Source organism: Aeromonas sp. sif2416, from assembly GCF_019218665.1.
In the GTDB taxonomy this organism is placed as follows: domain Bacteria; phylum Pseudomonadota; class Gammaproteobacteria; order Enterobacterales; family Aeromonadaceae; genus Aeromonas; species Aeromonas encheleia.
This window is the reverse complement of record NZ_JAHUXC010000013.1, coordinates 43670-58196: the sequence shown is the minus strand read 5'-3', so window position 1 is coordinate 58196 and position 14527 is coordinate 43670. Positions and strand designations below refer to the sequence as shown.

The 14527-nt window shown below is 63.9% G+C and carries 14 protein-coding genes; 6 read left to right on the top strand and 8 right to left on the bottom strand.

Annotation, left to right across the window (positions count from 1 at the left end; genetic code table 11):
* Nucleotide 1: 1 nt before the first annotated feature.
* Nucleotides 2–1090 (bottom strand): LysM peptidoglycan-binding domain-containing protein, encoded by a 1089-nt coding sequence (locus tag KW821_RS18670; RefSeq protein WP_218292508.1) that lies wholly within the window; start codon nucleotides 1088–1090, stop codon nucleotides 2–4.
* A 108-nt stretch (nucleotides 1091–1198) separates the two neighbouring features.
* Here KW821_RS18670 and def point away from each other — a divergent pair, with 108 nt between their 5' ends.
* From def to KW821_RS18645, 5 genes are all read left to right on the top strand, one after another.
* A complete protein-coding gene (def, locus tag KW821_RS18665; RefSeq protein ID WP_218292507.1) occupies nucleotides 1199–1711 on the top strand; it encodes a peptide deformylase in 513 nt (170 codons plus the stop codon).
* A gap of 12 nt (nucleotides 1712–1723) precedes the next feature.
* Nucleotides 1724–2668 (top strand): methionyl-tRNA formyltransferase, encoded by a 945-nt coding sequence (gene fmt / locus KW821_RS18660; protein ID WP_218292506.1) that lies wholly within the window; start codon nucleotides 1724–1726, stop codon nucleotides 2666–2668.
* A gap of 45 nt (nucleotides 2669–2713) precedes the next feature.
* Complete coding sequence (gene rsmB, locus KW821_RS18655) at nucleotides 2714–4006, top strand: 16S rRNA (cytosine(967)-C(5))-methyltransferase RsmB (protein ID WP_218292505.1); 1293 nt, start codon at nucleotides 2714–2716, stop codon at nucleotides 4004–4006.
* 160 nt (nucleotides 4007–4166) lie between these two features.
* A complete protein-coding gene (trkA, locus tag KW821_RS18650) occupies nucleotides 4167–5543 on the top strand; it encodes a Trk system potassium transporter TrkA (protein WP_042652919.1) in 1377 nt (458 codons plus the stop codon).
* A gap of 93 nt (nucleotides 5544–5636) precedes the next feature.
* Entirely contained in the window at nucleotides 5637–7079 is a 1443-nt protein-coding gene (locus KW821_RS18645; protein WP_218292504.1) for a TrkH family potassium uptake protein, read from the top strand.
* 72 nt (nucleotides 7080–7151) lie between these two features.
* Here KW821_RS18645 and rmuC read toward each other — a convergent pair whose 3' ends face one another.
* Nucleotides 7152–8483 (bottom strand): DNA recombination protein RmuC, encoded by a 1332-nt coding sequence (gene rmuC / locus KW821_RS18640; RefSeq protein ID WP_218292503.1) that lies wholly within the window; start codon nucleotides 8481–8483, stop codon nucleotides 7152–7154.
* Entirely contained in the window at nucleotides 8480–8695 is a 216-nt protein-coding gene (locus tag KW821_RS18635) for a hypothetical protein (RefSeq protein ID WP_042652922.1), read from the bottom strand. Before KW821_RS18635 ends, rmuC begins: the two co-directional genes overlap by 4 nt.
* A 138-nt stretch (nucleotides 8696–8833) precedes the next feature.
* On the opposite strand from KW821_RS18635, the gene KW821_RS18630 reads away from it, so the two are divergent.
* Nucleotides 8834–9346 (top strand): ferredoxin-type protein NapF, encoded by a 513-nt coding sequence (locus tag KW821_RS18630; protein WP_218292502.1) that lies wholly within the window; start codon nucleotides 8834–8836, stop codon nucleotides 9344–9346.
* A gap of 68 nt (nucleotides 9347–9414) precedes the next feature.
* Here the strand turns inward: KW821_RS18630 and KW821_RS18625 are convergent, their stop codons facing one another.
* The 5 genes from KW821_RS18625 to KW821_RS18605 all read right to left on the bottom strand — a co-directional run bounded on the left by KW821_RS18625 (nucleotide 9415) and on the right by KW821_RS18605 (nucleotide 14492).
* On the bottom strand, nucleotides 9415–9867 hold the full coding sequence (locus KW821_RS18625; protein ID WP_042652924.1) for an Rrf2 family transcriptional regulator: 453 nt from the start codon (nucleotides 9865–9867) through the stop codon (nucleotides 9415–9417).
* Nucleotides 9868–10155: 288 nt separating this feature from the next.
* On the bottom strand, nucleotides 10156–10995 hold the full coding sequence (locus KW821_RS18620) for a PfkB family carbohydrate kinase (protein WP_218292501.1): 840 nt from the start codon (nucleotides 10993–10995) through the stop codon (nucleotides 10156–10158).
* Nucleotides 10996–11057: 62 nt separating this feature from the next.
* The gene (locus KW821_RS18615; RefSeq protein ID WP_042652926.1) at nucleotides 11058–12029 is read right to left on the bottom strand and encodes a LysR substrate-binding domain-containing protein; all 972 of its coding nucleotides are present in this window, start codon (nucleotides 12027–12029) and stop codon (nucleotides 11058–11060) included.
* Between the two features lie 154 nt (nucleotides 12030–12183).
* Nucleotides 12184–12912, bottom strand: a complete 729-nt coding sequence (locus tag KW821_RS18610; RefSeq protein ID WP_042652927.1) for a glutamine amidotransferase — start codon at nucleotides 12910–12912, stop codon at nucleotides 12184–12186.
* Between the two features lie 83 nt (nucleotides 12913–12995).
* Nucleotides 12996–14492 (bottom strand): CoA-acylating methylmalonate-semialdehyde dehydrogenase, encoded by a 1497-nt coding sequence (locus KW821_RS18605; protein WP_218292500.1) that lies wholly within the window; start codon nucleotides 14490–14492, stop codon nucleotides 12996–12998.
* Between the last annotated feature and the right edge of the window lie 35 nt (nucleotides 14493–14527).

Here is a 14527-nt window from a genome sequence, read left to right as displayed (position 1 = left end):
GTCAGAAGTTGGTGACCTGGTAGCCCGAGCTGACCATCTCCTGACTCTGCAGGATGAGGCCATAACTCAGCTTGTCGTAGACCTTGAACAGCATGACCCTGGCGACGGCCTCAGATGGCAGGGCTGACTTGCCCGCCGAGTAGAAGGCCTTGTTATACACTGAGGCATATTCGCGGTATGAGACCTTGCCATCCCTGTCCACCATCTCGGCGCCCGGGCGCTGGATCTCGAGCACATCGCCGGGGGCGACCCGATCCCGCAGCCCCTTGTTGATGAGCACCACATCAAACTTGCCGCCGCCGCGCGCCTTGCTCGGCAGTTCGACCACATAGCCGGGGGAGATGGTTGGCGCCGCCTTCGGCATGAATACGGCGGAGAGACTCTCCTGTGGCGGTAGCGGGATGATCTTGTCCCCCTGATACACCTCGCGCCTGTTGCGTGTCAGCGTGACTCTGGTGCTGTCGTTGGCCAGCCGCTCCTCCGCCCGCACCGTGCCGACGAAAACGGCCTCCTGACCGAGCTGCTCCCCGGTCTGCCTGTCTTTGTAGGTCACGCCCGGGTGATAAACCCCGTAGTCCTGGCCCGGGGTCAGCGAACCCCGCACATAGAGGGTATCCCCCTCCAGCATGCCGACGTGCTTCTCGTTATTGCCGAGCACATAGGGCAGGTCCTTGACCTGCTGGCTGTCAGCCAGAATGTGGTCGGTCTGCAGGAAGGGACCTATCTCGCTGAGTGGCAGGGTCGGGATCGGGCTGGCCTTGTTCTCGTAGCGGTTCTTGGGAGACAAGTGAATGACCTGCTTGCCGCCCTGGCTGGCCTTGCCGAGGCGAGGCTCGCCATTGACCCAGCTCAGTTGCAGCACGTCACCGGGGTAGATCCAGTGCGGATTGGCAATCTGGGGATTGATGTTCCAGAGGCGTGGCCAGAGCCAGGGCTCGGCCAGGTATTGGCCCGAGATGTCCCAGAGGGTATCCCCTTTCTGGACGACATAGCTGTCTGGATAACCGGGTTTTAGCGTCAGCTGGTCGGCCATGGCACCACCGGCCAAGGCTGTCGCCAGAGAGGCGAGGATGATTTGCTTCAGATGCATAACACTCCCTGTTACTTCTGCACGCAAAGTGTTGCTGTTTTTTGTCGACGTAAATGACTAGAATTACGTCAATATTGACTGCGTTTATATGAAACTAAAGAAAAAACTATGGCCATTCTAGATGTATTGCGTTTCCCCGATGAGCGCCTGCGTACCGTCGCAGCCCCTGTCGAGACCATTACACCCGAGTTACAACAGATTGTAGATGATATGTTCGAAACCATGTACGCGGAGGAAGGCATAGGCCTGGCCGCGACTCAGGTCGACATTCATCAGCGCATCATCGTCATCGACGTCTCTGAAGACCGTGAGGATCAGCTGGTGCTGATCAACCCGGAGATCCTCGAGCAATCCGGCAGCACCGGCATCGAAGAGGGTTGCCTCTCCGTCCCCGGCAGCCGCGCTCTGGTGCCGCGCGCCGAGTGGGTCAAGGTGCGGGCACTGGATCGTAACGGCAAGCCGTTCGAGCTGGAAGCGGACGATCTGCTCGCTATCTGCATACAGCATGAGATGGATCATCTGGTCGGCAAGCTGTTTGTGGATTACTTGTCCCCGCTCAAACGCCAGCGCATCCGTCAGAAGCTGGAAAAGATGGCTCGTGAAGATCGCAAAGCCCTCTGAGGATCTGCCCCATTGAATAAGCTGAAACTGATTTTTGCCGGTACTCCCGACTTCGCCGCCCGTCACCTGGCGGCGTTGTTGTCTTCCGACCACGAGGTCGTCGCCGTCTATACCCAGCCCGACAAGCCGGCGGGCCGTGGTCAGAAGCTCAGCGCTAGCCCGGTCAAGGAGCTGGCCCTAGCCCACAATCTGCCGGTCTACCAACCCGCGTCCCTGCGCAACGAAGCCGCCCAGGCCGAGCTGGCCGCCCTCGGCGCCGACCTCCTGGTGGTGGTGGCCTACGGCCTGATCCTGCCCAAGGCGGTACTCGACACCCCACGGCTGGGTTGCATCAACGTGCACGGCTCCCTGCTGCCACGCTGGCGCGGCGCGGCTCCTATCCAGCGTGCCATCTGGGCGGGCGATGCCGAAACAGGCGTGACCATCATGCAGATGGATGTGGGGCTGGATACCGGCGCCATGATCCGCAAGGTGAGCTGCCCCATCGCCTTTGATGAGACCTCTGCCAGCCTCTATGACAAGCTGGCCGAGCTGGGACCGCAGGCGCTGGTCGAAACCCTCAACGCCATGGCCGCCGGTGATACCGCCGCCGAGGCGCAGGACGATGCCCTGGCCAACTACGCCCAGAAGCTCTCCAAGGAGGAGGCGCGCATCGACTGGTCCATGGAGGCCGTCGCCATCGAGCGCTGCATTCGCGCCTTTAATCCCTGGCCCATCAGCTGGTTTGAAGTGGCGGAACAGACCATCAAGGTCTGGCAGGCAGAGGTGCTCGAGCAGGAACACGGCCAGACTGCCGGCACTCTGCTCAAGGCCGACAAGCAGGGGATCGACATCGCCACCGGCAAGGGCGTGCTGCGCCTGCTGACCCTGCAACCGCCTGGCAAGAAGGCCATGTCCGTCTCGGATCTGCTCAACTCTCGCCGCGACTGGTTTGCACCCGGCACGCAATTGAATTGAAACAAGCGGGGCCCGGGCCCCGACTTGCGCATCTAAGGTAACTCTATGAAAACACGTGCACAGGCCGCTCTCGTTATTCAACAGGTGCTGGATCAGGGCCAATCCCTCTCCACTGTTCTGCCTGCTGCCCAGGAGAAGGTGGCGCCTCGCGATCGCGCCCTCCTGCAAGAACTCTGCTACGGCACCCTGCGCTGGCTGCCCCGCCTCGACGCGGCGGTGAGCGAGATGATGGACAAGCCGCTCAAGAACAAGAGCCGCATCTTTCACTATCTGATCCTGGTCGGTCTCTATCAGCTCATCTACACCCGCATTCCGGCGCACGCCGCGGTGGCCGAGACCGTCAACGCCGTCAAGCTGCTCAAGGGCACCTCCCTGCGCGGCCTGATCAACGGCGTGCTGCGTAACTTCCAGCGCAGCGCCGAAGTCATACTGCTGCGCATCGACCGCGTCCCCAGCATCCGGCTCGGCCACCCCGAGTGGCTCACCAAGCGGCTGCGTCAGGCCTATCCCGAGGATTGGGAGTTCATCATGGAGGCCAACAACCAGCGCCCCCCCATGTGGATCCGCAATAACGGCCAGCGCCAGAGCCGCGAGCAGATGCTGGCCCGCATGGCCGAGGTCGGCATCAATGCGGTGGCTGGCGAGGAAGGGGACGACTGCATCCTGCTGGAGCGCCCCTGCGACGTGACCAAACTACCCGGCTTCGAGCAGGGCGACTGCTCGGTACAGGACGGTGCCGCCCAGCAAGCCGCCCGCCTGCTCGACCCGCAACCGGGTGAGTGGGTGCTGGATGCCTGCGCCGCCCCCGGTGGCAAGACGGCTCACCTGCTGGAGTTGCAACCCGCCCTCGCCGGCGTCATCGCCGTCGATGCGGACGAGAACCGCCTCAAGCGGGTGCAGGAGAACCTGGATCGCATCGGCATCAAGGCCCGGGTGATCCATGGCGATGCCAGTACGCCGGACCAGTGGTGGCCACAGGGTCAGTTCGATCGCATCCTGCTCGATGCCCCTTGCTCCGCCACCGGCGTCATCCGTCGTCACCCCGACATCAAGTGGTTGCGCCGGGATCAGGACATCCGCGAGCTGGCCGAGCTGCAGCGCCGCATCCTCAACGCCCTCTGGGCCAAGCTGAAGAGCGGCGGCACCCTGCTCTACGCCACCTGCTCGGTGCTGCCGGAAGAGAACCGCGAGCAGATCCGTGCCTTCCTGGCCGACACCAGGGACGCCAGGCTGGTGCCCCTGCACGAGCAGGACACCCCGGCTTGTCCGGGTCGCCAGTTCCTGCCGGGTGAGGCCGAGATGGACGGCTTCTATTATGCCAAGCTGATCAAGCAGTAAGCGGCAACTGTCGAGGCTGTATCCGGGCGCCCTCCCGCTGGCTGGCGCCCTCTCTTCGAAGCAACAGCGTTGAGTAAGATTTCCCTATGCAGATCATCATGTCGGGCATCAGACTGGCTGGCCACCTCAGTAACGGAACAACCTTGGGTAAGATCTCCCTATGAAAATCATCATTCTGGGTGCGGGTCAGGTCGGCGGCACGCTAGCCGAGAACCTCGCGGGTGAAAACAACGACATCACCATAGTCGATACCGACAGCGACCGTCTGCGGGAGCTGCAGGACAAGTTCGATCTGCGGGTGGTGAACGGTCACGGCGCCCACCCCAGGGTGCTGCGCGAAGCGGGCGCCCAGGATGCCGACATGCTGGTGGCGGTCACCAACAGCGACGAGACCAACATGATCGCCTGCCAGGTGGCCTACTCCCTGTTCAACACCCCGAACAAGGTGGCGCGCATTCGCTCCCCGGCCTATCTGGTGGAGCGGGATCGGCTGTTCCTGCCGGAATCCGTGCCGGTGGATCACCTGATCGCCCCCGAGCAGCTGGTGACCGACTACGTGCGCCGGTTGATCGAATACCCGGGTGCGCTGCAGGTGGTGGACTTCGCCGGCGGCAAGGTGGGGCTGGTGGCGGTCAAGGCCTACTACGGCGGCCCCCTGGTGGGCAATGCGCTCTCCACCCTGCGGGATCACATGCCCAACATCGAGACCCGGGTGGCCGCCATCTTCCGTCAGGGCCGCTCCATCCGCCCCCAGGGCACCACCATCATAGAAGCGGATGACGAGGTGTTCTTCGTCGCCGCCGCCGGTCACATCCGCGCCGTGATGTCGGAGCTGCAGCGGCTCGAGAGCCCCTATCGCCGCATCATGATAGTCGGGGGTGGCAACATAGGTGCCGGCCTCGCCCGCCAGCTGGAGAAGCGCTACAGCGTCAAGCTGATCGAGCGCAACCAGAAGCGGGCGGAGCAGCTGTCGGAGCTGCTGGAGAACACCATCGTCTTCTGCGGCGACGCGGCGGATCAGGAGCTGCTGGCAGAGGAGCACATCGATCAGATCGACGTCTTCATCGCGGTGACCAACGAGGACGAGTCCAACATCATGTCGGCCCTGCTCGCCAAGAAGATGGGCGCCAAGAAGACCATGGTGCTGATCCAGCGCAGCGCCTACGTGGATCTGGTGCAGGGCGGCTCCATCGACATCGCCATCTCGCCCCAGCAGGCCACCATCTCGGCCCTGCTGACCCACGTGCGCCGGGCGGATATCGCCAACGTCTACAGCCTGCGCCGCGGCGCGGCCGAGGCCATCGAGGCCATCGCCCACGGGGACGAGAACACCTCCAAGGTGGTGGGCAAGACGGTGGGTGAGCTCAAGCTGCCGCCGGGCACCACCATAGGCGCCGTGGTGCGTGGCGACGAGGTGCTGATCGCCCACGATCGCACCCAGATCCAGCAGGATGACCACGTGGTGATGTTCCTGGTGGACAAGAAGTACATTCCGGAAGTGGAACGTCTGTTCCAGCCAAGTCCCTTCTTCCTGTAACCTGCCCATGCATCAGGCGACAGCACCCAGACCCGGATCTTTCCCCAAGGAATCGTCCGGGTCTTTTGTTAATCAACGATCAGGTTATCTCCGATGATCAAGCTGCGTCCCATCGTCTTCACCCTCGGGCTGGTGCTCTCCAAGCTGGCCCTGTTCATGTGGTTGCCCACCCTGCTGGCGCTGCTCACCGGTTCCGAGGGCTTCGTCGAATTTCTCAAGTCCGTGCTGCTCACCCACGGCGCCGCCCTGCTCTGCCTGCACTACGGGCGCAAGGCGGAATTTCACCTCGGGGTGCGGGAGATGTTCCTGCTCACCACCTCGGTCTGGGTGGTGGCCTGCATCTTCGGCGCCCTGCCCTTCTTCTTCATCAACCACATCGACTTCACCGACGCCTACTTCGAGACCATGTCCGGCGTCACCACCACGGGTTCCACCGTGCTGTCCGGGCTGGACGGCATGGCCCACAGCATCTTGCTGTGGCGCTCCATCCTGCAGTGGCTGGGGGGGGTGGGCTTCATCGTGATGGCGGTGGCCGTGCTGCCCTACCTCAACGTGGGCGGCATGAAGCTGTTCCAGACCGAAAGCTCGGATTGGTCCGACAAGAGCGCACCGCGTGCCAAGACGGTGGCCAACAACATAGTGGTGGTCTACCTGGTGCTCTCCATGCTCTGCTTCCTCGCCTACTGGGTGAGTGGCATGACGCTGTTCGAGGCGGTCAACCACTCCATGACGACGCTGAGCACCGGCGGCTACTCCACCTCGGATCAGTCCATGTCCCACTTCTCCAACTCGGCGCACTGGATCGGCACCCTGTTCATGTTCCTCGGCGGCCTGCCCTTCCTGCTCTACATCCAGAGCCTGAACCGGCGCGACAACAGCCTGCTCAAGGATGCCCAGGTGCAGGGCTTCTTCTGGCTGGTGGTCTGGGTGACCGTCATCGTCACCTTCTATCTCTGGGTCAGGGACATCTACGGCTTCATGGATGCCCTGCGCATCAGCAGCTTCAACATCGTCTCTGTGCTGACCACCACCGGCTTCGGCCTCGGTGACTTCGGCACCTGGGGGCCGCTCACCAGCATCATCTTCATCATTTTGCTGGCGCTCGGCGCCTGCTCCGGCTCCACCGCCGGGGGGCTCAAGATCTTCCGGGTGCAGGTGGCGTTCGCCCTGTTCAAGAAGCAGATGCGCCAGCTGATGCACCCCTCCGCCGTCTTCCCCCAGAAGTACAACGGCCGCCCGGTCAACGACGCCATCATCCGCTCCATGATCTCCTTCGTGCTGGCCTATTTCGCCATCATCTTGCTGATCGCCGCCCTGCTCGCCGCCATCGGCCTGGATCCGCTGACCGCCATCTCCGGCTCCATCACGGCTGTGGCCAACGTGGGTCCCGGCATGGGCCCCATCATAGGACCCAGCACCAACTTCGCCACCCTGCCGGATGCGGCCAAGTGGATCCTCTCCTTCGGCATGCTGCTGGGTCGACTCGAGATCCTGACCGTCGCGGTGATCTTCTTCCCCTCCTTCTGGCGGCAGTAAGGCCGGAGCGGCGGATCCTGATGACCAAAAGGGCAGCCCATGGGCTGCCCTTTCCATCTGCTTTCGACCATCTCAGTCGGCGGAGTCTTCCCGCTCCAGCGCACGGTTGATCAGCGGCTCCGGCAGCGGCTTGGTCACCTCCACTCCCAGCTCGCGAAAGCGCTCGGCCTGGGCGATCAGGTTGCCGCGGCCGTTGACCAGCCGACCCATCGCCTTGTCGTAGCTCTCCTGCGCCTTGTGCAGGCTGCCCCCCATCTGCTGCATCTCCTCCACAAACAGCCGCAGCTTCTCGTACAGCCGCCCGGCCCGCTCGGCGATCTGGCGCGAGTTCTGGTTCTGGCGCTCGTAGCGCCACAGGTTTTCTATGGTGCGCAGCGCCACCATCAGGTTGGTGGGGCTGACCAGCAGGATGTTGTGATCCAGCCCGTAGCGCACCAGGGAGGGGTCGGCCTCCAGCGCGGTCAGGAACGCCGGCTCCACCGCCACGAACATCAGTACATAGTCCAGGGTGCGCACCCCGGGCAGTTGCTGGTAATCCTTGCGACCCAGCTCGCGGATGTGGTTGCGCACCGAGGCGATGTGCTCCTTGAGCGCCACCGCCTTCTCCAGCGCGTCGTCGCTGTTGTACCAGCGCTCGTACGCGGTCAGCGACACCTTGGCATCGATGATGATGTCTTTCTCTTGTGGCAGGTGGACGATCACGTCCGGCTGGTAACGCTTGCCCTTGTCCACCTCGATATTGACCTGGGTGTGGTACTCGTGGCCCTCACGCAGGCCGCATTCGGAGAGGATCCGGGCCAGCACCACCTCGCCCCAGTTGCCCTGCTGCTTGCTGTCGCCCTTGAGGGCCCGGGTGAGCGCCGCGGCCTCCTCGGTCATGCGGGCGTTGAGCTCGGCGAGGCGCTCCAGCTCGAACTTGAGGCTGTGGCGCTGGGCCGTCTCCTGGGCGTGGGTCTCTCCCACCTGACGGCGGAACCCCTCCAGCTGCTCCTTGAGCGGGGTCAGCAACAGATCCAGGCTGTGCTGGTTCAGCTCGCGGAAGTTGCCGGAGTTCTGCTCGAAGATGCGGTTCGCCAGGTTCTCGAACTGCTGGCTGAGGCGGGCCTCGGCCTGCTGCTGCAGTTGCAGCTTCTCGGCGCTGGCGATGCGCTCGCTGCGCAGGGTGGCTTCGGCATCCTTGAGGCGGGCGGTGAGCTTGAGCAGCAGGGTTTGCTGTTGCTCAAGCTTCTGCTGGCCCAGCATCTTCTCGTCCTGCAGCTCGTCGAATCTGTCCTGCAGCGCCTGATGGCGCTCCTCGGTCAGCAGCGTCTCCTCCCGGGCCGCGCGGCGGCCCACCAGCCAGCCGAGGCCCAGGGCGAGCAGACCCGCCAGCAACGCAGGCAACCAGCTCGTCATCGGGATCATCGCCGACTCCGCTGGCGCAGGAAGAGTTCGAGGTAGCGGTTGAGCAGCAGCCAGAGCAGGACATAGATGAGGTAGGCGGCCAGCACCACCCACTTGTGGCTATTGACCCCGGTGTCGAGCTCGGCGAACTCGATACCCTTGATGCGGCAATAGGCCCACATCAGCAACGGGAAGACATAGAGCAGGGAGGCACGCCAGAGAAATAACCACATGTGTATGTTCGACCACGCAAAAAGATCTGCCTAGCTTACACAAGGCCAACCCGGCTTGCGATCCTGCGCCACGCTATTCTCTGGCTTGCCGGCGGAAATCTGGCTAAAATTAACCCCTAATGGGTATTCGGGGTAGGCATGACTCACTTTTTCTGTCGCTGGTTGATGCACGCACTGGGAAGCCCCGCCAAACCGGCCGTGGCTTGCCATGAGGCACGCCCGCCCTGGGCCATCGAAGAATCCCAATACCTCGCCCTCTGCAACCGTTGCGGTGAATGCTTCAAGGCCTGCCCCAACGGCCTGCTCAAACCGGCCTATCAGCCGGAATACGACGGCACCCCCATCGCCGGCACCCCTGTGCTGGATCTCGCCTGCGGCCAGTGCAGCTACTGCGGCAGTTGCGCCAGAGCCTGCCCCACGGGGGCGCTGGATCTGCGGCTCGGCCGCCAGGTGCAGACCCGGGTCAGGATCGAGGCGAGCTGCCAGGCCCGCCAGGGCTTCTACTGCCTGCTGTGCGAGGATGCCTGCCCCCAGCAGGCGATCAAGGCCAGCAGCGAGGGGGTAAGCGTCAACATGGCGGCCTGCGACGGCTGCGGTGCCTGTGGCCTCGCCTGCCTGCACGGCGCCATCACCCTGATCCCGCAACCCTAGCCCGCACAACCCCCGGATGCCAGAAAGCACAGAGGGGCCCTTGGGCCCCTTCATGGTCTGCCTCGGCCTTATGCCATGGCCAGGACGTTGTCTTGCTCTATCCCCAGCAGGTGGCAGAGCCGGGTCGGATCCCGCACCGCATCGGCCAGGGTGTATTCCCCCAGCACCTCGAGGAAGGCATTCATGGCGCGGCGCAGTATGCCCTGGATGCGGCAGCCGCCGGAGAGGCGGCAGTTCTCGCGCTTGCAGTCCACCGGACAGAGCACGTGCTCCATGTCCATCACCACGTCGCGCAGGTTGATGGAGACCGCGGAGCGACCGAGGCGGATGCCGCCGTGCTTGCCACGGATCGTCTCGATGTAACCCTTGATGCCGAGCTGATGCACTATCTTGACCACGTGGTTGCGGGAGATGGCGAAGGTGTCGGCCACCTCGGTGATGGTCGACAGGCGATCTCCCGGCTGGATTGCCAGAAAAGTCAGGGTCCGCAGGGCATAGTCGGTAAATCGTGTCAGTTGCATGGTCGCACTTGCCTCTTACTACAAGCCAGAAATCAGGACGACAACCAGAGGCCAAGGGACGGGGATGGTGCGTGCGCCCGCACAGGATCCGCATCTTGAGCCGAGTCGTGGAGTGACAAGGTTAAGAGCAGCCCGGACGGGTGTCGACGAAGATGTACATAAATCGACACTTTCTTTGATTGATCGCAAACTTGCCGGCTTGGGGTGGGGTTTCGGCCATTTCTGGCGACTAAATCCCACCGGCCGGCGCGGGGTCAAAGACGGGAGAGTAGGGTCGGAACGTCAGCTTCAGTGGGGCTGTCTCAGCCAGTTTTTCAGGGCCTGGGAGGGGATGGAGCTCTCCGACGCCACCGCGAAGGCGCCCCAGTCCACCGCGCACTGCAGGGCATCCTGGATCGCCATGCCACGGGCCAGGCCGTGGATGAGGCCACCGGCGAAGGCATCCCCCGCCCCCGTGGTATCCACCACCGACACCGGCCGCGCCGCGACCCTGATCTCCTCCTCGCCGTGGATGGCCACGGCCCCCGCCTTGCCCTCGGTCAGCACCAGCCACTCCAGCTGCTCCCCCGCCAGGCCGCGGGCATGCAACCAGGGATCGGCCACCTCCGCCAGATCGGCGCGGGAGGCCACCAGCACATGGCAGGGACGGCGGGCCTGGCCGCCCTTGGGGTACTGGGCCACCACGAAGCTCTTGCCGAGCATCTGGCGCATGTAACCTATGATGGCGGTGCCGGGGTAGTTGACGTAGAGGCAATCCACCCCCTCCACCGGCAAGTCGCCGGGCAGATCGGGGCGACGGGGACGGCGCAAGATGGTGCGCTCGCCGGTGGAGTCCACCAGGATCAGCAGTTCGCCGGTCTCGCCACCGAAGCGCTCCACCTGGCTGCAGTCCAGACCATGGCTCGCCGCCTGCTCAAGCAGCCAGTCGCCGGTCTCGTCCAGCCCGATGCGCGAGGCGATGCGCACCTCGTGCCCCGCCCACACCAGGCCGATGCCGGTGTTGGCGGCGCCGCCCCCCAGCCTGCGCCCCTGATCCAGGTACTGCAGACGGGCCCCCGCCACCAGCGGTTCGCCCAGGGAGAGCACATGGTCACAGTTGAGGTTGGCAAGCAGCAGGATGCGGGACATGGGTACCTCTAAGGCAGGAGGGCACAGTCGCATCATCGGCCGGGGCCGATGATGCGAGAGGGTCAGTAGACGGGCAGTTCCACCCCGGTCATCAGCTCGTCGATGCGCGCCTGGGTCGGCTGCTGCATGACGTTCTGGATCACCTCCTTGGTGAGGTGCGGCGAGAAGGAGCTGATGAAGTCATACATGTAGTTCTGCAACAGTATGCTCTTGCTGAAGCAGAGCTGGGCCGGGCAGGGCGCGAACAGGTACTCCAGGTTGATGGCCACCAGGCCGGGGGCATCGGTGTCGTCGGCCACCAGCGACGAGATGATGCCGATGCCGAAGCCCAGCTCCACATAGCGCTTGATGACGCCGGCATCCATCACCGTCATGTAGTAGTTGGGGGTGAGACCGGCGGCCTGGAACACCTGATCCTGCACCTGACGCCCGGTGGCGCCACTCTCGTAGCTGAGGATGGGGTACTGACAGAGCTGCTCCAGGCTCGGCTTCTTCACCTTGGCCAGCGGGTGATCCTGCGGCACCACCAGCGACAGGGTCCAGAGGTAGGCGGGCAGTGCGATCAGCTCCTTGTCGAAGCCGATCTCGTGGGCCACGATGGAAAAATCGGAGTAGCCCTTGCTGATCTGCTCCTTGTTGGCCGACATCACCGGGTGCAGATGGAACGAAATCTTGGGGTACTTCTTGGTGAAATAGGTGACGCTCTTGGGCAGCAGGTAGCGCGCTATGGTGTGGGTGGTGTGGATGTTGAGCGTGCCCACGGTCGGATCCAGGTACTCGCGGGAGATGGCCTTGATCTTGCCCTCGATGTTGAGCATCGCCTCGGCACACCTGATGATCTCCTCGCCCACCGGGGTGATGCGATGCAGGTGCTTGCCGCGGCGCTCGAAGATACGCACCCCCAGCTCGCTCTCCAGCAAGCCGATCTGCTTGCTCACCCCAGGCTGGCTGGTATAGAGCGCATCGGAAGCGACGGAAACATTGAGATTGTGGTCCCGCACCGCGATCAGATACTTCAACTGCTGTAGTTTCAAGGCTTCACCCTCACAGGCTGGCGCGGCTGTCATTGGATGGACAAGGCCGCCACAAATGGCGGCCAGTGTATCATCCGAACTTGGCATATCACCGCTTGATCCTTCATTTTGCTACAAAATCTAGCATCTGCAGGGGTTATATGACAAACGGGGTTCAGCGCACGGCGGGCCCGACCGGCAGCATGCCGAGAAACTGCAGCAGCCACTGCATCATGGTGGCCGAATCCACCTCCCCCTCCAGCGAGGAGAGGCTGCTCTGGTAGTGCTCATCGGGCAGCCGATCCCGTCGCCGCTCGATCAGCGCCCGGTTGTACTCCACCGAGAACTCGGGGTGGCCCTGAATCGCGACTATGTGATCCCCCTGCAGGAACATGAAGTTCGGGCAGAAGTCGTTGCCCGCCAGCAGGGTCGCCCCCGGCGGCAGCTGCTCCACCTGATCCTGGTGGCTGGCCAGGATCCGGATCGTATCCAGCCCAGGCTGCATCCAGGGCTTAGCCTCCTGCATGGGGTGGACGGAGACGCCGAGCCCCCAGCCCTTGGTGGACTTCATCACCTCCCCCCCCAGTGCCTGGGCGATCACCTGATGGCCGAAGCAGATCCCGGCCAGCTTGACGTTCTGATCGTGGGCGCGCCGGATCCAGTCGCGCAGCGCCAGGATCCAGGGCAGATCGCTGTAAGCATCGTGGCGCGAGCCGGTGATGAGCCAGGCATCGCATTCGTTCAGGTCGGCCGGCAGCTCGCCATCGAGCGCCGACCAGACCCGGTATTCCAGCGCCGGGGCCAGCGCCCGGAAGCCCTTGATAAACATCTCGGAGTAAACGGGGCCAAAACTCCCCGCCAAATCGGGGTCCAGCCGGTCACAATCGAGAATTCCCAGTCGCATCTGTCACTCCTTCACAGGGATAGCGGGGCACTCCGGCGGATCCCTCCTCCGGGCCATGCCTGGGCTAGCTACTGCATGGTTGGTCATTTCATGGTCGGCATGGAGAACTCGGCGCCGGCCCGCAGGCTCTGTGGCCAGCGTGCGGTGACTGTCTTCATCCGGGTATAGAAGCGTACCCCATCCGGCCCGTGCATGTTGAGCGGCCCGAAGATGGACCGCTTCCAGCCACCGAAGCTGTGAAACGCCATGGGCACCGGGATGGGTACGTTCACCCCTACCATACCGACCTGAACCCGGGTGGTGAAGTCCCTTGCGGTATCCCCGTCGCAGGTAAAGATGGCGGTGCCGTTGCCGTACTCGTGATCGTTGATGAGCCCGAGCGCGGTTTCATAGTCCGGCGCCCGCACTATGGCGAGCACCGGGCCGAAGATCTCCTCCCGGTAGATGCGCATCTCGGGGGTCACCCGATCGAACAGGCTGCCGCCGATGAAGTAGCCTTCGCCATGACTGACGCCGCGCCCATCCACCCGCAGCTGGGCCCCCTCGGCCACCCCCTGATCCACGTAGCCGCGCACCTTGGCCAGGTGCTCGCGGCTGATGAGCGGCCCCATCTCGTTCTCCGGGCTGGCGCCCAGACCCGGGCCGACCCGCAGCGCCTCCACCAGCGGTGTCAGCTTGGCCACCAGGGTATCGGCGGTGACCTCGCCGACCACCACGGCCACCGAGATCGCCATGCAGCGCTCGCCGGCCGCACCGTAAGCCGCTCCCATCAGGGCGGAGACCGCCTGATCGAGATCCGCATCCGGCATCACCAGCATGTGGTTCTTGGCGCCGCCCAGCGCCTGTACCCGCTTGCCGTGGGCCGAGGCGGTGGCATAGATGTATTCGGCGATGGGGGTGGAGCCGACGAAGGAGACCGCGGCCACCCGCGGATCGGTCAGCAGTACGTCCACCACCTCCTTGTCGCCGTTGACCACGTTGAGCACCCCGTCCGGCAGACCGGCCTGCTTGAGCAGCTCGGCCATCCGCAGGGAGAGCGAGGGATCCTTCTCGGACGGCTTGAGGATGAAGCTGTTGCCGCAGGCCAGCGCCACCGGGAACATCCACAGCGGCACCATGGCCGGGAAGTTGAACGGCGTGATGCCGGCGCAGACCCCCACCGGCTGCATCATGGAGTGGCTGTCCACCCCGCGGCCCACGTTGAGGGAGTGCTCCCCCTTGAGCAGATGAGGGATGCCGCAGGCAAACTCCACCACCTCCAGCCCCCGGATCAGTTCGCCCTGAGCGTCGGAGAACACCTTGCCATGCTCGCGGCTGATGAGCCGGGCCAGCTCGTCGCGATGCTCCTCCATCAGCGCCTTGAAGCGAAACATCACCCGCGCCCGTACCAGCGGCGGGGTCTGGGACCAGTCGGCGAAGGCCTGCTCGGCGATGGCGATGGCCTCGGCGCACTCGGCGGCGGTGCTGAGCACCACCTGACCCTGCTGCTGGCCGGTGGCCGGATCGAAGATGGCGCCGAAGCGCTCGCTGTGGCTCTCTTTCGTCTCACCGCCGATGAAGTTGCTAACCCGGTATGTCATATATCCTCCTTGATGGGTAATTCGTCTCAATCCTG

Coding starts and splice junctions, on each gene's coding strand:
- KW821_RS18630 (WP_218292502.1), top strand. CDS start 8,834: ATGACTCACTTTTTCTGTCGCTGGTTGATGCACGCACTGGGAAGCCCC.
- KW821_RS18625 (WP_042652924.1), bottom strand. CDS start 9,867: ATGCAACTGACACGATTTACCGACTATGCCCTGCGGACCCTGACTTTT.
- KW821_RS18645 (WP_218292504.1), top strand. CDS start 5,637: ATGATCAAGCTGCGTCCCATCGTCTTCACCCTCGGGCTGGTGCTCTCC.
- KW821_RS18635 (WP_042652922.1), bottom strand. CDS start 8,695: ATGTGGTTATTTCTCTGGCGTGCCTCCCTGCTCTATGTCTTCCCGTTG.
- KW821_RS18620 (WP_218292501.1), bottom strand. CDS start 10,995: ATGTCCCGCATCCTGCTGCTTGCCAACCTCAACTGTGACCATGTGCTC.
- KW821_RS18610 (WP_042652927.1), bottom strand. CDS start 12,912: ATGCGACTGGGAATTCTCGATTGTGACCGGCTGGACCCCGATTTGGCG.
- KW821_RS18670 (WP_218292508.1), bottom strand. CDS start 1,090: ATGCATCTGAAGCAAATCATCCTCGCCTCTCTGGCGACAGCCTTGGCC.
- rmuC (WP_218292503.1), bottom strand. CDS start 8,483: ATGATCCCGATGACGAGCTGGTTGCCTGCGTTGCTGGCGGGTCTGCTC.
- def (WP_218292507.1), top strand. CDS start 1,199: ATGGCCATTCTAGATGTATTGCGTTTCCCCGATGAGCGCCTGCGTACC.
- rsmB (WP_218292505.1), top strand. CDS start 2,714: ATGAAAACACGTGCACAGGCCGCTCTCGTTATTCAACAGGTGCTGGAT.
- trkA (WP_042652919.1), top strand. CDS start 4,167: ATGAAAATCATCATTCTGGGTGCGGGTCAGGTCGGCGGCACGCTAGCC.
- KW821_RS18605 (WP_218292500.1), bottom strand. CDS start 14,492: ATGACATACCGGGTTAGCAACTTCATCGGCGGTGAGACGAAAGAGAGC.